This window comes from uncultured Pedobacter sp., from assembly GCF_913776295.1.
Lineage (GTDB): Bacteria > Bacteroidota > Bacteroidia > Sphingobacteriales > Sphingobacteriaceae > Pedobacter.
Map to the genome: position 1 here is coordinate 25591 of NZ_CAJYOJ010000046.1, position 20503 is coordinate 46093.

The following is a 20503-nucleotide window of genomic DNA, read 5'->3' on the forward strand; positions in this document are numbered from 1 at the left end:
TCAAAAGTATTGATCAGCACCAGATCATCCTATATGCCACATGTAAGAACCTGGTAAAAAGCGGTAGGCGGCCTTATTTTATCGGTGAAAATTATTTTGTTATTTTGAAGGTATGAAATTTATGCTATTTATACTTGTTTTTGCCGTTTGTACTGGCTTGCATGCGCAGGAAATAAGCAGTCATTACAAAATTTATGATGTTAAAAAACAAACATCCATTTCACTGGATGATATTGTTGCTGATATGGAGCATGCAGATGTTTTATTTTTTGGCGAAGACCATAATGATTCTGTAGGACATTACCTTGAAATGGAACTTCTCCAAAAACTCCATTCCAAATATCCGCTAAAAATGGCATTATCTCTGGAAATGTTCCACACCGACGTACAAACTGAGGTAGATGAATACCTGGCAGGATTAATCTCAGAAAAAAATTTTGTCAAAGAAAGCAGAGCCTGGGGAAATTATAAAGATTACCGACCTTTAATCGAATATGCTAAAGAGAACAGAATAAAAGTTATCGCTGCAAATGCAGCAACAAGATACAGCAATGCTGTTACATTTAGTGGGCTGAAGGTACTGGAAAAGTTTCCTAAAGCATCATTCACTTTTTTGCCTCCTTTACCTATTGATACGGCTCAGGGCAGGTATTATGAGAAATTTACGGAGACCTTAGGTGGGCATAACATGGGTACGATGAAAATTTACCAGACCCAAAATTTATGGGATGCGACCATGGCCTGGTCTATCCATAAATGTATCAAAGCAAACAAAGGCATTAAGATTTTACAGCTCAACGGCCGGTTCCATAGCGATGAAAAGCTTGGAACATTAGCCAAACTCAAACAACTCGATCCGAGATTAAAAATCCTGAATATCTCGTCGTTTTCTGATGAAAGTTTTACCGATCCCAAATGGGCAAAATTTAGCCATCTTGGCGATTACATCATCATTACCGATCCTGGGGTTAAAAGAAGTTATTAAAAAGACAAAGCTCCACAGCGGGATCGGTCTGCGGCGCTTTTTTTATGCTTTTGCTTTTAGCAAATCTCTAATTTCGGTTAAAAGCACCTCTTCTTTTGTAGGTACAGGTGGGGTAGCAACTGCTACAGCCTCTTCTTTCTTTTTCATCCGGTTAATGGTTTTAACCATAATAAAAACAATTAAGGCCAGTAAAAAGAAGTTTATCGCAACGGTAATAAAATTGCCATATGCAAATATAGCCGCATCTGGAGCAGCTTTTTTAGCATCGGCCAATGATGCGCCCTTGGGGATTAGCTCCGATCCTTTACCCATTGCAAAATAAATGCTGCTGAAATCTGGCTTACCTACCATAGCCGCTACAACAGGCATAATCAAATCTTCAATGATACTGGTTACAATCTTACCGAAAGCACCGCCGATGATTACTCCGACTGCTAAATCGAAAGCGTTGCCCTTAATGGCAAATTCTTTAAATTCTTTTACAAATCCCATACCTTCTGATTAGTTCATTTTTATTTATTTACTAAAGTAGCAAACATTAAACTCAATACAAACGTTTAGCAAATAATTTTAAAAACCGAACCTATCAATAGGCATTTAGGTCAAATCAGCATAATATCTGAATTCTATTGTTTATTTTTGCCCTATTCTTTTTTATTTACTATGCTAAAACAACATCTACAACAAAAATTATTACAAAAGTTATCGCCGCAACAAATACAGTTCATCAAACTGTTGCAGGTGCCAACCGTTGCTTTAGATACGCGTGTAAAAGAAGAATTGGAGGACAATCCGGCACTTGAAGATCCAAGTTTAATGACTCAGGATGAGCCTAAGAGCGAATATGATGATTTAAATGATGGTCCGGAGGATTACGAACAATCATCAGAAGACACCAGTATGGACGAATTTAACGTGGATGATTATCTGCAGGACGATTCGGCCAATGATTACAGTACCAATTATAATAACGGCGAAGAAGATGAGGAGAAAAAAGAAACACCAATTGCCATTGAAAGCACCTTTTTTGAAAGTTTACAAGAGCAATTAGACCTCATACCGCTATCTGATCAGGATTTTATTATCGGTAAACAGATCATTGGCAGTTTGGATGATGATGGTTATCTGCGCCGACCGTTGGGATCTATGATTGATGATCTTGCTTTTTCCCAGAATGTGATGGTAGAGGAAGAGGATGTACTGGAAATGTTAAAACTGATCCAGGGTTTTGATCCCCCGGGTATTGGGGCCAGAGACCTGAAAGAATGTTTATTGATCCAGTTGAAAAGAAAAGATACCAACAATCCGATCATAGTTAAAGCAATGAATGTTGTAGAAAACTATCTGGATGAGTTTACGCGTAAGCATTACGATAAACTGGAAAAGAGTTTAGGTTTAGATAGCGAAGAGCTTAAAGAGGTTGTAAATGAAATTTTACGTTTAAACCCTAAACCTGGTGATGCCAATCAGGTAACCACCAAACAGATGCAGATTATTCCTGACTTTCATATCAGCAATAATGATGGCGTATTAATTTTGACTTTAAATTCGAAAAATGCCCCGGAATTAAAAGTAAGCAGATCTTATCAGGAGATGTTTGAGCATTACGACAAGGCGGCGTCTAAAGACAAAAAGCTGAAAGAGGCCGTTCAGTTTGTGAAACAAAAATTAGATTCTGCAAGGTGGTTTATAGATGCGATTAAACAAAGACAACAAACTTTGTTAAAAACGATGAATGCCATTATGCACTATCAATATGAATATTTTTTAACTGCAGATGAGCGTAAAATGCGCCCAATGATCTTAAAAGATATTGCCGATAAAATCGATATGGATATCTCAACCGTATCAAGGGTGGCAAACTCTAAGTACGTGCAAACCGAATTTGGTACTTTTCTGTTAAAATCTTTCTTTTCTGAAGCTATACAGACGGAAAACGGTGAAGAAGTTTCGAATAAAGAGGTGAAAAAGATATTGGAAGACTGTATTGGTAATGAAGATAAACGCAAACCTCTGGCCGATGAGAAACTAACCGAAATTTTAAAAGATAGAGGTTATAACATTGCCAGAAGAACAGTTGCCAAATACCGGGAACAGATGAATATTCCGGTAGCCAGGCTGAGGAAAGAACTTTAGTTCAATTTTCAGTTGACAGTTGGCAGTTTTCAGGTAGCAGAAAATTACCGGCTAAGTTTCTTCTGGCCGACCAGACGGCGCTGCAAAAAATCCGCTTGTTATTATTGATTTGGAAATGAACGGTCCTGTTTGCTTGGCCGTCTGCTGTCCTGCCATTCGCTATAGTCCCGATGAAAAATCGGGAGCTGCCGCTGCTGTCAGGTTTAAGATAAAGGGGCTTCCTGCATCCCCGAAAATGAAAACTGCCCGGAACATTTGTATTACCGATAGGATCACTATTACCACATCTTAATATAAGAAGGCACTTTGTAGATGTTGTTCAGCAATAAACCCAATACGATTTCATGACTTCCATTGCTAACCTTATTTAATTGCGAAGTGGTGAAATCATAAGAATAGGTCAGGTTAACCATCTTTCCAATATTGAAACCTGCCATGGCAGCAAAAGAATCGTCTTTACGGTAGCTGCCACCCAACCAGACTTTATCTTTAAAAGCCAGTTTCAGGTTTACATCTACAGAAACAGGTACGGGTGATACATATTTAACCATAACCGATGGGATAGCAGAAATTTCATCATCGACAAAAAATTTATACCCTGCGGTCGCAAAATAATGTGGCACTTCTTTACCCATGTTATAACTGTTATCACCCGTAAAACTTAACTTCTGAGGTAAAATTTGCTGTACCGAAACACCTGCAAACATTCTGGCACCATATAACCATAAACCTATACTTAAATCAGGTTTTACCTGGTTAATCAAAGCCCTGTTCATAACCGGATCTACCGGCATATCGAATGTAAGTGCATTTACATCTAATGCAATACTTGAAATACCTGCAGCCACACCTGCCGAAAGATTAAAATTATTACTTAACTGTAAATGATAAGCATAGGTAACATTGGCATCCAACCTTTTTATCGGACCAGTTTTATCTAAAACAGCGGTTACCCCCATGCCATGATGGGATGGAGACGACATATAATTTTGCGTGTAGTTCCTATCCATCGGATTCCCCGTTTGCTCCGGAAAAGCAGTAAGCGCATTGCTCCATAACTGATTATCGCCCAGCGCCCAATGTGCAGAGACAAATGAGGTTTGCGGTGCATCGGTAATACCCGACCATTGTTTACGGTAACCAGCTTTAAAATCAAGGTAATTTTCAATTCCTGACAATGCCGGGTTTAACAGATACTGATTAAAAATGTATTGCGTATACTGCGGCTTTTGTTGTGCAAAAACATTTAAAGATGTAAAAAATGTAAGTATGGTAAGTAGCTTCTTCAATTTATCTGATTATAGTGAGCGGTCCTGTTATGGTTTTACGGCCATTTTGTGGATTAATAATGTAATAATAAACGCCAACGGGTAGTGGTTCGTTCTGGTAGGTACCATCAAACGGGACTTTGTAACCTTTACTGGAGAATACCTTAAGGCCATTTCTGTTGAATATATCTACAGTAGCATTTGGATAGGATTCTAAATACTTAATAATCCAGGTATCATTCACATTATCGCCGTTTGGCGTAAAGGTATTAGGTGGTTGTAATGCCTGTAAAACTTTAACCAATACTTTTGACGAAGTTGAACAACCATCGGGCTGTGTAGTTGCCGTTAAGGTATATTCTGTGTCGTCGTCCGGAGATGCAATCGGATTTAATACATCCGTTCTGTTTAAACCTGTTGCAGGCGACCAATTATATTTCAGATTTATTCCTTCAGCAGTTGCCGGAATTTCAATCTGTCCGCCCGCCAACACGTAAATCAAGGTACCCGCGTTAGCCACAGGAGAGGCATACACCTCGATAGTTTTACTTATCGAAGAAAAACAATCGTTATTACCTTTAAAAGTGTAAGTGATGATATGTGATCCAACACCTGCAATCTTCGGATTAAAAGTGCCATCTGCCTTTATACCATCTCCGGTATATTCGCCGCTACCACCGGCCACTTCTTCTTCATTTTTCTGTTTGGCTTGCGTAATAATTACTGTTCCATCACCTTCACAAACAGCTGGCATATCATCAAACAGCAATTGTGGAACGGATTTTAAGGTAACCTGTTTATCTACTGATTTAAAACAACTTTCACCTGAATAAGCGACCAGCCTGACATTAAAGGTACGATCTGCAGCACCACCAAAAGTATTGTATTCAATTTCTATGTCGCTATCATCAGGATAAGAAATGGTTTTATAAATACTGGTTTCATTTGGATAGTCTCTGTAAATTTCAATTTTCGTAATCCTGCCGGCAAATGTAGTGGATGTATTTTTGATTACAATCTTATCGCTCACACAAACATTATTTTTTATGATATCAAAATCAGCAGATTTAACCGCCCCGTTAACCGTAAATGTAAGCGTTTTTGACATTTCACAGCCATCTCCATTTTTAACGATTAAAGCCACGGTATAATCACCAGTTGCAGTTGGCGAAAAAGAACCATCGAAATCGGCCGATGTTGCTACGATACTGCCATTATAGGTATAAGTCCATTGCGCTGTTAAATCAGTTTGACTTCCATCAGCATTTTTAGATGTATTTTTAAATCTCGCTATCCCATCATCCAAACAGAAATCGGGCAGTTCAAAATCAGCAGATTGCGGGATAATCACTGTTACATTTTTGCTCTTCGTTTCACTCACACATCCTTTATCACTTTCGGTAATAAGGGTGATCATGTAAGAACCAGTTGCATTATACTGATGGATGGGATGCTGTTCAGTTGAAGGTGTGCTTCCATCGCCAAAGTCCCAGGTCCACTTTACAATGCTTCCCGGATTTTCGATCGTAGATTTTTCGGTTAAAATAATCGGTTTGCCTACACATAAACTTTTTACATCAAAATCAGATAGAGGTTTGGGATTGATTAAAATCGGAAATGCAGCAGATGTTTGGGAACACTTCGAATCGGTCGTGGCCATTAAAACCACGTTGAAAGTCCCTGGTCGGTCATAAACGTGAACAGGATTCTGTTCAGTGGAGGTTTTTCCATCACCAAAATCCCATAACCACTGTGTAATGCTCCTTGAGTTCGAATTGGATTGACTCTTGTCGGTAAATGGAATTCCAACAGACTGACAACCGGTAGCCGGGAATTCAAATGCGGCAGTAGGCTGATTATCAACAGAAAAATCAATAATCAATTCTTCAATGTTGCCACAATTATCAGCGCTGGGCTTGGTTGCAATTACCTTAAACTGATAATCGCCCGGATTTGGATAGTTTAGCTGGTCAGGATATTTGTAAGTGTAATAGGTATTAATATCATTTGGTCTCGTAAAAGTATTAACAGGTGCAGGATTTCCATCCGTAAAACTTGGTGCACCCTGAATTTCCCAATCCAGTTTAGTGGCTTGATAGGGCAAATTTATTGTTAAACTTATGGGTTCTCCTAAACATCCACTGGTTATAGATTGTCCGGTAACCGTACTGGTAGGCTGAAAGGTAAAATTTTGAATGTTTGCGCCTGCGAGATACGCATATGATTCTACAGCACCATAACCATATGAAATTGCAGAGAATCCTCCCGCAGCAGATAATCTGTGTTGGGGCTGCGTGTTGGTTACATCAATCACTGCATAGCTAAATACATTATCAATAGCCACAAAATTATTCACCGGATTACCATCAAGTCTGAACGATGGTATATCTGCGGTTTTAATAATGACATTTAAATAATATTTAGAAATCTGGGTAGGCACTCTTACCGATTTAAGATCTGAAAAAACGGTAATGTTATTTAACGTTTGCTCCACAGGATTAAGTACGGTTATTTCAGGGTCTCCCAAAAACGGTCCCCCCTGTCTTGTATCTTGCGCATTGTTTGGATTGCAGGTTTGCGAGGTCTGATATTGCGCAACAGAAATAGGCTTCGAACCAGATATTACATTTGCCGAAGTGGAAAAAAATGTAACCACCGCACCCTTACTGTAAGGATTGGAAAGTGGGGTGCCGTTGGCATTGGTCGTACTTCCATTCACAGTTAATATGGTATTATCCTCAGCAACAATTACCCTCATAATATCGGTATTACCATTTAGGGTATTATAAAATGGTGCGGTCACAAAGTTCTTTCCCCAGGCCGCAACCGAAAAAACCTGCTGATAAAGGTTGTCACCTCCGCTTGGAACACGGCTATTGCCCTCATTACAAAAAGCTGCCCAGGTATTACCCGAAAATACGGCTATTGGATTACAATTTAAGGCTTTAATGTGGCTTCCTGTTAAATCACCAATTGATTGATATTGATAGATGTCACCTTTATTTAATTTGATGGTAAAAGTCGTATTAGCCGTTCTTCCGCCATTTCTTTCATTTTGTTTAGGTGTAATTTCTATATCGGTATTATCAGCTGTTGCCACAATGGTAAATTGTGAAAACCCTTGTTGATTACCATGATTTTCATAGCTAAAGGCATAATATTCCTGCCCAAGTGTGTTTGTTGGCAATACCAATGTTCCACCGGTACGGGCGTTATTAGAAATGATACTGTACAGCGATATTGCTTTAGTTGTCACCACGGTAATAGCCTTGTTACGTTCAACTACATTAGAGCTGCTCATCAACACATTATACGCGTTGGGATCAATTACAAATGGAAGACAGGAATTTGCAGGAATAGTGGCTCCCGCCGAAGATACCAGAACCCCTCCGATGTAAACTTTATAATCAGTTGCCTGATCCGCTGATAAAAACAAGGTTAATCTGGAGTTATTACCATCAACATGCCCTGCATAAGGAATATAAAAATCTTTTCCCTTATTCGATGTATTTTGCGCAAAAGAAAAAAGGCTGGCAGAAAGCAAGAAAAACAAAACCAATAACCAATGCTTATTCATCACTTATCAGTCCAGTTTAAAAACGTTGTACATGTTTGCTTGATTAGGTATGCAATATACTATTAATCAAATTACATGAAAACAATTATAAAATTTTTTGGAAATAAAATTCTATTTCGTGTAATAAAACGAAGAGATTAGTGTAAAGATATTTGAGATACGAATGAATTTCGTATTAAAAGAAGCAAACCTGGTTGATATATGAGTAATAAAAAGAAGACTACATCGTCAATTGTCAATCATTAGTTAGATCGGACTGATCGCCGCTACCATATTTCTCAGAGAAATCTTTAGCTTTTTCATCTGCGTCGATATCATTATGTGCTTCAGGCTCCAGGTTTTCGTCTAAACGTTCATTCCAATTGTCAAGCCCCTTTTCAGGATTTCTTGCATTTTCTTCGGTGAAATTAGATTTTGGCAGATCTTGTTTTTGATTTTCCATTTTTAGCTATTTAGTTTAGTTTAAACAGCACCCGTAAAGGAATGTTTCAATTACAAAGATTATTTAACCGGGGGCTCATTTTTGGCATCCTTAAATTCTTTTACACTCTTACCGATCCCCTTCATCAGCTCAGGAAGTTTCTTACCCCCAAAAATGAGCAGAATAACAACTCCGATTAAAATAATTTCTATTGCAGACATATCATTATATTTTTTAACAATATACGTGAATTCGTTTGAATCGGATCCTCCGATTACAGGTTTATGGGAAGTTCAGTATTGACGGAATACGAAAAACGCAGTCTTTAGAAACATTTAAAGACCCTTTCAGAGAGGTAATTTGAAAACTCTACTTATTTACACCCCTGATAGAATGAGTTGAAGAATCTGAAACTTGTATAAATTAAAGTAAAAGCATGAGGATTTTTTAAAATATAGGGTAAAGGATGAGGGCAAATACATTACACGATCTATCTTTAAGCCCATAAACCGATAATTGTTCTTTTTAGACAATCCATGTAAGGCCTATTAAACCAGAAAGGCATTTAATGTTCGTTTTTTTAATTTTTGGCCCCGCACCATTACGCATAAATTCGGCTAAACCTTTTAATTGTTTAATCGACTTTATCGCTTCATATCCTTCATAGGAAGTTCTGATTTTGTTCAACAGCATGGTATCTGTTTTAAACAGGTCGCTTTCCACCAATAAGCCTTTATCCAGAAAGCGCTTAATCAGTTCAGCCATTTTACCATTGGCATATAAATGTAGAGGCAATTTAAACACATCATTATTCAGCTTCTCGAAAGCTTCATTAATCCAGGCTACTTCGGTTCCTGCGTTAACCGCTATTTTTCCATCTTTCAGAACAACAGCAGTTAAAAATTCGCGGGCGCGCTGACGGGAAATCACCCCACCATGAACGCCATCACGTAAAGTATAATCTAAACGATCGGCACAGAGCGCCGGTAAGGGCTGTTCTAAAATATCAAAAGTACCATGCAAAATCTGGCTAACATTATATCCATATTTCAACAGTATACCTGGCACTTCTGATTTGCATAAAACTTCAGCAAAAACCTTTTCATGATAATCTTCATCCGTATTTCCGAAAACATAATCGCCCACATGCGAAAAAGCGGTATGCGAAATATCATGTAGCAGGCCTGCAATTTGCTCCAGTTCGGAACCACCCAATGTCCTGATTAACATGGTCACCCCAATAGCATGCTCCAGCCGCGAATGACAGATATCCGGATTGACCAAAAATATAGCACCACTTTGGTGAATCCCACCCAACCTTTTTAAAGCATCAGTATTCAACAGATCGGAAAATACCATGGGCAATTCCATCTTACCATATAAAAAATCATTCACATTAATCATATCACTGTGCCTTAGTTCAAAAAACAAAAATACTAAATTATTTAGTTTAATCATAACAAATTATCATAAATACAGTTTGAAAAAACCAAAATAATTAGCTTAAAAACCAACTTTCAATTATTTTGAAAGCTATTATTACAATTTCATGATCAATAAAAAGCCTTTAACAAAAACAAGGAATTTGATTAAGCGTTATACTTGTAAAAAACAGCTATATGGCAACTGCTCAACAAATTAGAAAAGGGTATTTAGATTATGTTTTAACGAATAACGAAAAGCCAAAATCGGTTTATGTTTTTGCAAAAAAGCTTAAGATTACTGAGGCCGATTTTTATCAGTTTTTCTCTTCTTTCGAAAGCATTGAAAAAACAATCTGGTTTGAACTCACTTTCGAAACCATTAATAAAATAAAAGCACAGGAAATTTGGCTCCAGTATACGGCGAGGGAAAAAATGCTCTCTTTCTTTTACAGTTATCTGGAAAATCTGAAGAATGAGCGAAGTTTTGTCATTTATAGTTTGAAACATCATCGTGGTAAGTTTTCTACTCCGGAAGTACTTGCAGGTGTTAAACCCATTTTTGAAAACTTTGCACAAGAAATTATTGAAGAAGGGTTAGAGAGCGGCGAACTTGCTGAACGTCGTTTTTTAAGCAAAAGATATAAAGATGCTTTATGGATTCAGTTTGCCTTTATTCTTAATTTCTGGATCGACGATGACAGTGAGGGTTTTGAAAAAAGCGACGAAGCTATAGAAAAAGGCATTAATGTTACTTTCGATCTTTTCCAGCACTCTCCAATCGATAATTTACTGGAATACGGAAAGTTTTTATCTAGAAATGGGAAGTTTGCAGAAAAAATGAGGTTTTAAACACCAGATGAAGACACAAAAAACTATTCCAACCACTAAAGTAGAACGTTCGGCAAAATTTGTTAAAACCGGCATTCAGATCGGGGGCAATTACATTAAACATTATTCAAAAAAACTGTTTAATCCTAACCTTGACCGTGAACAGCTCAATGAAGATAATGCTACCGATATTTATCAATCGTTGAGCGAACTAAAAGGAAGTGCCTTAAAAATTGCACAGATGCTGAGCATGGACAAAAATATCCTGCCGAAATCATATGTAGATAAGTTTAGTCAATCGCAATACAATGCCCCTCCGCTTTCAGGTCCGTTAATTGTACGCACTTTCACCAAAAACTTTGGCAAAACTCCTGAAAACATCTTTGATAGTTTTAGTTTAAATTCAAGCAACGCGGCTTCTATCGGGCAAGTGCACCAGGCCACGCTTAACGGTAAAAAATTAGCCATCAAAATTCAATATCCTGGTGTGGGCGATAGCATTTCGTCTGATTTGAAACTGGTAAAACCTTTTGCATTCCGTTTATTGGGCATGTCGGAAAGGGAATTGAATATCTACATCAAAGAAGTTGAAGAACGCTTGCTTGAAGAAACCGATTACGAACTGGAAGTGAGACGTTCCATTCAGTTTTCTAACGCGTGTAAAAACCTCGATCACGTAGTTTTTCCAAGATATTATCCGGAATTATCCGGAAAGCGTATCATTACCATGGATTGGATTGATGGCCTGCACTTAAAAGAATTTTTACAGACCAATCCTTCTACTGAACTTCGTAATAAAATCGGCCAGGCTTTATGGGATTTTTATAACTTTCAACAACATGAACTCAGAGCTGTTCACGCTGATCCTCACCCTGGGAATTTCATGATCACTCCTGATGAAAATCTTGGTGTAATTGATTTTGGCTGCATTAAAGAGATGCCGGATGATTTTTATTCCCCCTTCTTTTCCTTAATTTCTACTGACGTGATCAATGATAAAAATAAAACCGTTGAAGCTTTTAGAAAACTGGACATGATACACGAAGACGATTCAGCTGAGCAGGTGGAGTTTTACTACAAATCATACCGGGAAATGATTAGTCTTTTTGCCAAACCTTATACCAGCAAATCATTTGACTTTAGCAAGCCTGATTTTTTTGAGCAGCTTTATACATACGGAGAGAAAATTTCCAGAATGCCGGAATTTAAACAGGCCCGTGGAGTAAAACATTTTATTTATGTTAACCGAACTAATTTTGGATTATATCAGATTTTGCACGAGTTAAAAGCTACTGTTAAAACAGACACCTTTAAGCCTCATGTTTAAAGAAGGATATAAGTTCCCTTTGGTTAAAATAACATCATTCCAAAGGATCACATATTTGTACAGGGCAAAATAAATGATTTTGCTTAGTACAATCATGTAAACCTGTTTCCATAATCTGCGGTAAATCTCTCTCCGCTTCTACGCACAGGCTGGCATTTCGTGTAGGTTTTTTAGAGATGACGATGTTTCTATTGGAGCCTGTCAGTGATAGTGAGACTGCTGGTTATTGGTAATCACTTCAGGGAGCTATCCGACTGTTGAATTATAATGCTTAAGCATTTTTCTTTACTACATCCACCATGTGATCGATATCAAATGGCTTTTCAATATAATCGTCGGCTTTGCAATCTTCTGCCTGTTGGGGTAGGTTATTGGATGTTGAAGTTAATACTGCCGATACATCTTCGGTTTCAGGATCAGATTTAAGCTCTTTAATTACCTGCGACCCTTTCTTTTTACCCTTGATGTGATCATCCACAATCACCACATCCGGCTCAATTTCTTCTATTCTTTCTAGAGGCTCGGTTGATAGTGATGGGGTAACATCAAATCCCTCCTCTTTCAACACCTCGTCCATAATATCAAGGATATCTTTATTATCCTGAACAAGCACAACCTTTTTCTTCATAATTAAGCAAGCCTAAATTCTCATTAAAGATAAAAAAAAAGCACAATCCACCAGTAGATCTTAAAATATTTTACAAATGATTGGTAAAAGTTCCAGGCATTCGTCTTCAAATAATGTCTGTTCGTCGGATATTAATTAAGGATGGTATAAAAATGCAGCAAGGCCTGCAACGTTTTTGATTTAATGGCGTCTTATTATCAAACAACAAAAAAAACAAACATAAACAACTAAAAGACAATTAATTAAAACTTAATTCTAAAATAAGATATTATGAAAACCGCCATCAAAACTCTACTCACCACTTCTTTAACAGCCATTGTTTTATCATCAGCTGTATTGACTACAAACGTTTCGGCAAAAGAAAAAGAACCGGATGCCATTATAAAAATATCGGATTTTAAGAGAATCTCTGTAAAAGGAAATGTGGAATTAACCATTATTCAGCGGGGGACCTCTGGTATTGCTTATGATGATGACAATGCGGGAACAGCGAAAGTTATGCAAAACGGTTATGATTTGAAAATCACTTCAACCGGTACCGAAAAAGCAAAATTAACCGTTTATGTAACTGATTTTTACAGAATTGAAGCTTCAGAAAATGCGGTTGTCAGAACTGAAGGAAAACTGAACACGAAATATTTTCAAATCTTTTTAAAAGGAAATGCCCATGCTGACATCAATACCACTTCGGAGGGGTTATATACGGTGATTTCAGACCATGCTGATTTAAAATTAAGCGGCTCTACTGATATCCATACTTTGATTATGGGTAAATCACAAAAGTTAACTATTGAAAAGTTTGCGGCTCTAAAAACCAATATCAGTACGATAGAAACTACTGCCGTTGGACAAGAACTAGCCGCAATCAAATAACATACACAAACATGCAAATGAAACTTAGGCTTCCTGGTTATATCAGGGAGCCTTTTTTTTGGTTATTCCATCATCTCCATTATAAAATCAAACAATCTCTAACCCCTCCCAGCTATATTCTTTATTTAGAAAACTTATTTTGGTTTGTGTAACGCTAACGCGGCAGAATCCAATACTATTGCACCCCCCAGGCCAGTTAATACACCATCAAGTGCGCCTAAAATCGCGGTTTCTCCAAAATTGCCAATCCCTACCTCAAAAATATAGCGGTTTTATACTGGCGAAGGCAAAACTGCAATTACAATAATTTCATTAATTTTAAACAAAAAAAGCGACCTGTTCAGCCGCTTTTACTTTAGTTCTTGTTCCAATCCTTTGGTAACCATGGGTGATCATTTTTTCCATTACTTTGACCAGCCTGATCATCCGTTGGAGGTTCTATACTCGTGTCTATTCCTTTTAAAAGATCGCCAGGTTTGATAATCGATTCATAATCCAAAAATTCGTCATATTCGCCGTATTTTGGTATATTTTTTCCAATTCTGAGAAACATTAACAGGATATGCAGCTTCCTTTTCTTCCCGTTCAATCTTGACAAATGGTTCACGAATAATAGTTTCTGTTGTTAGCGTTAGATTCCCTTTAGGAGTGAAAACTAAATGTTGGTCTTGTAAAAGATCTTTTAACATCTCATCATTTTTACCGGCATAACGTCTAATCCATACCTCACTTAAAAACATTTTATCGCTGTTTTCTTTTTTAAAAACCATGCCCCCAGTCCAAAACAGTTTTTCATTGAGAAATTTAATATGAACAGTTTTTTCAGTATTAACAATATAGGCAAATGGCTCATTGTTTTTATATACTGTTGTAGGATACCAAAAGTTATGCTCATGTGCATATTTTGCCCAATCCTTGGTTGTTTTGACATATTCTTTCCAAATTGCTTTAGAGACATCATCCTCAACCCTTGTTTTGATGTTACTTAAGCTTTTTTCTTCATCCATTATTAAATAACGGACATCATTATAAAATCTATGATCAAACGTGATATTATCCATTTAACCTAATGCTTGCCAACCTATAAAGACTGTATAAAATCAATTCTTATTCCAATCTACAGGCAACCAGGGGTTTTTAGGTACATCGGGATCATTGTCGTTATTGCCATCTTTAGGGAAAATATCTAATGGGAGATTCCGGTCGAGACGGATCAATGATTCATACTCTTCGAAATTTGGATATGGCTCATATAAACCACTCACATCAAATTTACGATTACTCTCATAATCCTCGAATTTTTGGTTTTTATCATCATACTTTCTGTAATTGATATTACCTTCTTCATCGAATACAAAATGGATCCTGTAATCTTCGTTCTCCCCACTCTCTGAGGTAAAATGATAGTACCATATTTCTCGAAGAAATAACTCTTCTTTATTACGTAAAGACTCGCCAAAAAGATAGTTCAGATACTTTCTTCCAATAAAATCAATGAACTCAACTCCTGCATGACTACTTTTTAAAATTAAATTTGCAGTGCAAAATGGAAATTCTTTATTATCCTCATTAAAGATACAGAACTCATAGCCCAGCTTTTCTTTATGATTTAGCTGTGCAACGTCTCGTGAGGTTAATTCTCCTTTTTCTACTTTTTGCTTGTACTTTGTTTTATTCCACAGATCCCACCGACCAACTGCACCTTTTTCTGTGTTCAACTCCTTATAGCCATATAGCCAAGTTCTAAATATCACTTCCATTAAAATTATTTATATAAGTTTCCCCCTATGTCCCTAATTTTCACACCTGCATCTTTGGCGTGATCCAATACTGATTGAGGAATACCTCCTTTTTGAACTGGTACTTCCAATATCATTTCTCCTGACAGTTTTTCGCCACCTTGTGCTATAGCATCAGCATTTCTAGGTGTTTTTTTTAATAAAGTCTCGGGCCCATATTTTTCTACAAGCTCATCAATATATTTTTTTGCGGTTTCCTCCGTAACGTTTGCCAGTTGCGAAAATTTTCTAGATACAATTTCCTTACCAGGAATATAGCTATCTAATCTTTTACCAGTTTCTAAAACAACCTCGTTAAAACCCCCAGCCCTTTTATAGAAGCCCTCTCTTATAAAATTGAAGTAATTTCCTTTGTACATTCTTGCCAGCCATTCTGGAAGATGTTTTATCTGACTTAAACAAGGTCTTGCATTATGCACCAACCAGGCACATATCCCTACAAAATAAGTATGCCAATCCTCTACTTCAAAGTTAAAAACTTTACGCTTCTGATAAGCAAACTTATGCACTTTAATAAACTTCCACTCACCATTTTTTGTTTTCAATTCATCGTCAGTGGTTAAATCAGCAGCCTCTTTCCAGCCTTTGCGGGTGTAAAAAGGATGTTCGGCAGTGGTTTCTATGGTTTCTCCTTCCAGCGTTATTGCTACTGTGGCATCAACCTCCTGCTGCATGGTGGCTGTTACCCTTTTCAGGGCAACGGTTCCGCTGTCTTCATCCCAAGCCCACACTTCATCCCCGGTTACAATTTCCTCAATGTTTTTTTGTCCTGAAATTGTATGTACAGGCGTACCTGCCGGAAAACACGCGAATACGCATATTTTACCAGTAGCCATAGCAATATCATCTACATGTTTAGCTAAGCCTTTGGCAAGCGCCTTTGCACCTTGTTTGGTAAGTACTTTTCCAGCACTTTTGAGTGCGGCTTTACCAGCTACCTTTAAACCTGCTTTTAATCCGCCTTTTGCTGCGGTGGAAGCTGCAGTGGTAGCACCAAAACTAACTACACCAGCAATATCAAGAGCAAGAAAACCAACATTAGCAGCGGCCATCCACCAATCGCCTTTTGCTGCCGAGCGTACAATCCCAATTACACTCCCCACCACGGGAATCAACTCGGCAGTATCCCACCAGCCCCAGCCTTCATCTTCCTCTTCCTCACTATGTTCATCGGTCATATTGGCCAAATCTTCCTCACTCACCGGAACTTGCCCGCTAGTCATGAATTCGATTTTACCACCTACAGTACAGGGTAGTTTGGATTTGAAAAGCAATGTTTCTTTTCCTTTTATTTTTACCTTATAGGTATCAGTCCAATCTACAGGTGCTGGTGCACAAGCAGATCCGGTAACGCTACACACTCCGAAAGATGGTATATTGGCAATGGGTATCTTATCAGCCTTTGTGCAGGCCATACAACCATTTATCTTGACATTCTGGTTGGCCAGCCCTCGAAAAAAATTAGGGGCAGCACCTTTATCGCAATGACAAACGGCTTTATCAACAATATATTCTAATTCATGAGGCATAATCTTAAGTTATATCGGTATCATTAGAATTGATTCTTATTGTAGCTGTTCCGCTCATTTTAACATCGGCTCCATCAATTTTGGTTTCGGTAGTTCCCTTAACTGATGCAGATGCCGTGGTACTTTCCAGGCTTACATCTGTTTTACCCTTAATCGCCACTCCCATTTCCGTAGCATTAAAAGTAATGCCTTCTGTATCTGCCGTTGCAGCAATAGTTTTTTTGGCGCTAATGGCTATGGTACCTTCACCACCTCCTTGTTCACCTGGTTGTGCATTAATTGCAATACTGTTGCTGGCATTTACAATAAAATCTTTAGTATTAATGGTAAAAGAATGGGGTGCCGTTAACGTAACCTGGCCATTACCATGCATAGTGATTACGTTACCACTGGGGTCTTTAACGTTGATGCTGCCATTACTATCGTCCAAAATTATAGTGTTGCCGCTTCTGGTAGTTAATGATTTGGTTTTATTGGTATCTCCTCCGCCGCTTCCCGATTTGCCATGATAAACACTGCCCAATACGATGGGACGAGCTATATTCCCTTCTTCAAAGGCTATCACCACTTGGTCACCCGCTTCAGGTACAAAAGAAAATCCACGGTTTTTAGCTACCGTTTCACTGCTTCCGGCATCTGGTGTTATTACCCTTAGCCATTCTGTTACGTCGTTGCTTTGGCATTCCCACTTAAATTTAACCTTAACGCGACCTTGTCCTTTGGGGTCAGCATTGTCTACTACATCTGCTAGCTGCATATCTGGGTTCGGTTTAGTATAATTCTGTACCTGGATACGTTCTGTTGTAGAAACCAGCCCTTCAAAAGTATTGTAATATTTACCTGTACCATCAATATCATGATTAATACTGGTAATGAGGAATTTACCCAAACTTTCGGTACTAAAAGCAAGTTCTCTTCTCAAGCTCATCGTAATTTCTGCGATACTGCCTATTGCCAGCGTTGCATTATCGCCACTTCCATGCACCTTTAGAAGATTACTGATAGTTGCTTTTTCCTCATTATCTACGTGGCTCTTGATATCACTATTGTTATCAACCCTGATTAAAGATGGCTGGTTGAATATCTTGCTAAATGTTTTATTAGATGCCTGAATAGCGTGATCCAAATCGGGCGATCCGTTGGCGGCAGCAGCACTTTCACTATGTAACATTTCATCCTGTTTGGGATTATAGGCAAAACGTTTATTTTTTATCGGTGCAATTTCCATTGCATATTGCAGATTTTGCACATCCCGGCCATAAAAAAGAGCTATTTCTTTCTGATCGTCGGGCTTACCAAAGTTCAATTGTTTACCATCATAATAAAACCACTCGTGGTACTCTCCAGATAATCTATTTAAAAAATTGAAATCGCTTTCCCTGTACTGAATCAAATAATCAATAGGTGACTTTCTAGAGGCATTTGATACAATTTTAAGATCATTTTGGGGTACTTCTGAAGTTGCAAGGCTAACAATGGCATTTAAATCTTTATCTAAATAAGATCCAAGGTCTGGCCCACGATCAATCAAAATGGTTGGGCTGTAACCGCTTACAATCAGTATGCCATGGTAACCATGGCTCTGCGCCAGTTCAACCTTTGTTACCAATCCTGCAAATTCCTGTAAACTCCCCGAATCGTGACCGAACGCAGCGGTGAGGGTTTTCCCTACAAAATCGCGACTATCGTCTAAGCTGATCATGCCGGGCAAACCCATCTGATCGTGGTTAAACCGAAGCTCAAAATAATGATGGGCATTAAAGGCCTGCTTCAAACTGAAGGAAGAAAAGTGGGTAATGGCCTTATCTTCTATGTTTATTTCGGTGATTAATTTCTTTTCCATATCAACTTATAATCGTTTGTGCCTACTTGAACATCCCATCACGAAAGGTTAAAATGTTTCTCCTACCCGTGAGTGCAGAACCATCTTTTGTTTCATTCACTTCGGGATAGCTAATGATTTTAGCTTTAGCGTTATAGATGATGGCCAATAGGGCCAACAGCTTTTCTTTATCCTGGTTTTCTTTAAGTTCTGCAGATGCGAATAACTGTGTTTTAATCCCTTTGCCTGTTTTGAACAAAGCTTTAGTGATGCTAAACTTTCCCTGATCGATCACGAGTGTATGGCCTACCGTGTAAGGTTCGGTTCCACTCATTTGTCCATACCCAGTTAAGAGATAGGTCTTTTGAGGCGATGTATTTAACGTATAAATGTGATCAAAAAATGGCGTAGGACTGCCCTCATCATCTTTATCCTCGTAAAGGTTGTTAAATGAAAGGGCCGTTACCGCATTATTTTCATCTTTATATTGCACAATATTCTGTACATGCCACATGGAACCTGAATATGGAGAAAGCCAGTAAAACACCCTGAGTTTGCCATCATCCGCAGTCAACATTTGAATATCGTATTTCCTCAACTTGTTGAAATTGGTTTCAAACGCTTTTGGTTCTTCTAAAGCTTCCATAAACGCCTTTATAAAAATCTGCTCAGCATCTGTATTGCCATTATTCAAGTAACTTTCTCCTGAAGCCACCATTTGCGCAGCCAGTTTTTCCAGCGTATCTATTTTGGCGGAAAGTGAATCTAATTTTTGATATTTAAGCGTAACCGAGTCATTGACCTTTTCATGCTGTTGCTGATTATGCTTTGGGCCGCATGAAGACAGCAGGAAAGCTAAATAAAGAAATAGGATGCCTGTTGCTTTCATATTATTGCCTTGGTATATTGATAATCCCCCTGTTTTCCATTGCCTTTAAAATAACAGCTGTTCCGATCTGTTTATTTACATAATCAAGGCTAAAAACATGATCTCTCGGGAAACCTCCCTTAGTATACAGATTGGAACCACCCCATAGATATGGAGAATTGATGTTATTGCGCTGATAAGCTTTAGCTATGCCGTTGTACTGCTCTAAACGCAATATAACCTTAGGTAATGACCAAACGGTTTCTTTATCTAAACCACGTAACTTCAGGGCATCAACTGCACTTTCCTCAAAGGTAAAGGGCGGGCCATGGTCAATTTTTGGTCTGTTTGCAGGATGCTGTCTGGTAAAGCCACTTAATGGATCGCCATTGTGCAGGTGCCTGGTAAAATCGGAATTGCTCTCCCGGTAATGCACACATGCAATAAAATACCATGGTATACCGCTGTTTTCAGAAAAGAGTCCGGTATCTTCAAACGGCCTGTTAAAAAAACGATTTGAGATTTTTGGATTCTTGTCCGGAAAGTTATCTTCCGTCCCGGTAAAAAAGCTGGAGGTACGATAAGTGTATCCAGTCAAATCAAGCAGTTTATTTCTAATCGCCTGATATCTTGATTTGTTAACTAGGATTTTATCATCGATGATCCGGTTGATTTCTGCAGATTTTAACGGAGAAATTGTACAACGATTAAACAGGTTGATGTATTCCAAATCGGTAGCCATAGGTAGCTCTTTTGATCATGCCCCAAAAACAGAAAAATCGTTACTGGCGCAGCTTTACCTGATACCAATAACGATTTAAATCGGATTAAGCCTTAGGCCAATCGTTTTCGTGTTCGGCGTTGCCGAGTTTTAGCTTACGTGCCGATACTACAAAACTTAAAGTCATCGGTGTATTGTCATTCACGGCAATACCTTCGTTATATTGGATAATGTAACCATCTTCGAAAGACAGTTCCTTCATTTTTGCATCTTCTTCGCCTTTTTTAAAGATGATGT

Annotated in this window: 19 protein-coding genes; 5 read left to right on the forward strand and 14 right to left on the reverse strand. The window is 38.2% G+C overall.

Annotation, left to right across the window (positions count from 1 at the left end; translation table 11 throughout):
• Positions 1-121 precede the first annotated feature (121 nt).
• On the forward strand, positions 122-985 hold the full coding sequence (locus QZ738_RS09760; protein ID WP_293787001.1) for a ChaN family lipoprotein: 864 nt from the start codon (positions 122-124) through the stop codon (positions 983-985).
• Between the two features lie 42 nt (positions 986-1027).
• On the opposite strand, the gene mscL is transcribed toward QZ738_RS09760, so the two are convergent.
• On the reverse strand, positions 1028-1477 hold the full coding sequence (gene mscL, locus QZ738_RS09765; RefSeq protein WP_293787003.1) for a large conductance mechanosensitive channel protein MscL: 450 nt from the start codon (positions 1475-1477) through the stop codon (positions 1028-1030).
• Positions 1478-1648: 171 nt separating this feature from the next.
• Here mscL and rpoN point away from each other — a divergent pair, with 171 nt between their 5' ends.
• The gene (rpoN, locus tag QZ738_RS09770) at positions 1649-3121 is read left to right on the forward strand and encodes an RNA polymerase factor sigma-54 (protein ID WP_293787005.1); all 1473 of its coding nucleotides are present in this window, start codon (positions 1649-1651) and stop codon (positions 3119-3121) included.
• A 278-nt stretch (positions 3122-3399) separates the two neighbouring features.
• Here the strand turns inward: rpoN and QZ738_RS09775 are convergent, their stop codons facing one another.
• The 5 genes from QZ738_RS09775 to QZ738_RS09795 form a co-directional block, all read right to left on the reverse strand.
• On the reverse strand, positions 3400-4410 hold the full coding sequence (locus QZ738_RS09775; protein ID WP_293787007.1) for a type IX secretion system membrane protein PorP/SprF: 1011 nt from the start codon (positions 4408-4410) through the stop codon (positions 3400-3402).
• A gap of 1 nt (position 4411) precedes the next feature.
• Positions 4412-7966 (reverse strand): PKD domain-containing protein, encoded by a 3555-nt coding sequence (locus tag QZ738_RS09780; RefSeq protein WP_293787009.1) that lies wholly within the window; start codon positions 7964-7966, stop codon positions 4412-4414.
• A gap of 235 nt (positions 7967-8201) precedes the next feature.
• Positions 8202-8408 carry a hypothetical protein gene (locus QZ738_RS09785; RefSeq protein WP_293787011.1) on the reverse strand — a complete coding sequence of 69 codons (207 nt, stop codon included), beginning with the start codon at positions 8406-8408 and terminating at the stop codon, positions 8202-8204.
• A gap of 59 nt (positions 8409-8467) precedes the next feature.
• Positions 8468-8608 (reverse strand): twin-arginine translocase TatA/TatE family subunit, encoded by a 141-nt coding sequence (locus QZ738_RS09790; RefSeq protein WP_090496822.1) that lies wholly within the window; start codon positions 8606-8608, stop codon positions 8468-8470.
• 304 nt (positions 8609-8912) lie between these two features.
• Positions 8913-9845 carry an HD domain-containing protein gene (locus tag QZ738_RS09795; RefSeq protein ID WP_293787014.1) on the reverse strand — a complete coding sequence of 311 codons (933 nt, stop codon included), beginning with the start codon at positions 9843-9845 and terminating at the stop codon, positions 8913-8915.
• Between the two features lie 161 nt (positions 9846-10006).
• Here QZ738_RS09795 and QZ738_RS09800 point away from each other — a divergent pair, with 161 nt between their 5' ends.
• Both QZ738_RS09800 and QZ738_RS09805 read left to right on the forward strand, forming a co-directional pair.
• The gene (locus QZ738_RS09800) at positions 10007-10660 is read left to right on the forward strand and encodes a TetR/AcrR family transcriptional regulator (protein ID WP_293787016.1); all 654 of its coding nucleotides are present in this window, start codon (positions 10007-10009) and stop codon (positions 10658-10660) included.
• A 7-nt stretch (positions 10661-10667) separates the two neighbouring features.
• Positions 10668-11966: an AarF/ABC1/UbiB kinase family protein gene (locus tag QZ738_RS09805; RefSeq protein WP_293787018.1), complete on the forward strand. Its 1299-nt coding sequence runs from the start codon at positions 10668-10670 to the stop codon at positions 11964-11966.
• 271 nt (positions 11967-12237) lie between these two features.
• Here the strand turns inward: QZ738_RS09805 and QZ738_RS09810 are convergent, their stop codons facing one another.
• A complete protein-coding gene (locus tag QZ738_RS09810) occupies positions 12238-12594 on the reverse strand; it encodes a response regulator (RefSeq protein ID WP_293787020.1) in 357 nt (118 codons plus the stop codon).
• Between the two features lie 270 nt (positions 12595-12864).
• Here QZ738_RS09810 and QZ738_RS09815 point away from each other — a divergent pair, with 270 nt between their 5' ends.
• A complete protein-coding gene (locus QZ738_RS09815; protein ID WP_293787022.1) occupies positions 12865-13467 on the forward strand; it encodes a DUF2807 domain-containing protein in 603 nt (200 codons plus the stop codon).
• Positions 13468-13973: 506 nt separating this feature from the next.
• Here the strand turns inward: QZ738_RS09815 and QZ738_RS09820 are convergent.
• The 7 genes from QZ738_RS09820 to tssD form a co-directional block, all read right to left on the reverse strand.
• Positions 13974-14474, reverse strand: coding sequence for a hypothetical protein (locus tag QZ738_RS09820; protein WP_293787024.1), 501 nt, complete (start codon positions 14472-14474; stop codon positions 13974-13976).
• Positions 14475-14567: 93 nt separating this feature from the next.
• Positions 14568-15221, reverse strand: coding sequence for a hypothetical protein (locus tag QZ738_RS09825; RefSeq protein ID WP_293787026.1), 654 nt, complete (start codon positions 15219-15221; stop codon positions 14568-14570).
• 11 nt (positions 15222-15232) lie between these two features.
• On the reverse strand, positions 15233-16795 hold the full coding sequence (locus QZ738_RS09830) for a polymorphic toxin-type HINT domain-containing protein (protein ID WP_293787028.1): 1563 nt from the start codon (positions 16793-16795) through the stop codon (positions 15233-15235).
• 4 nt (positions 16796-16799) lie between these two features.
• Positions 16800-18638 carry a phage baseplate assembly protein V gene (locus tag QZ738_RS09835; RefSeq protein ID WP_293787030.1) on the reverse strand — a complete coding sequence of 613 codons (1839 nt, stop codon included), beginning with the start codon at positions 18636-18638 and terminating at the stop codon, positions 16800-16802.
• Between the two features lie 22 nt (positions 18639-18660).
• Positions 18661-19506: a hypothetical protein gene (locus QZ738_RS09840; protein WP_293787032.1), complete on the reverse strand. Its 846-nt coding sequence runs from the start codon at positions 19504-19506 to the stop codon at positions 18661-18663.
• A 1-nt stretch (position 19507) separates the two neighbouring features.
• The gene (locus QZ738_RS09845; RefSeq protein ID WP_293787034.1) at positions 19508-20227 is read right to left on the reverse strand and encodes a hypothetical protein; all 720 of its coding nucleotides are present in this window, start codon (positions 20225-20227) and stop codon (positions 19508-19510) included.
• Between the two features lie 85 nt (positions 20228-20312).
• Positions 20313-20503, reverse strand: a 191-nt coding sequence (gene tssD, locus QZ738_RS09850; RefSeq protein ID WP_293783898.1) for a type VI secretion system tube protein TssD, incomplete at its 5' end; no start/stop codon positions are given.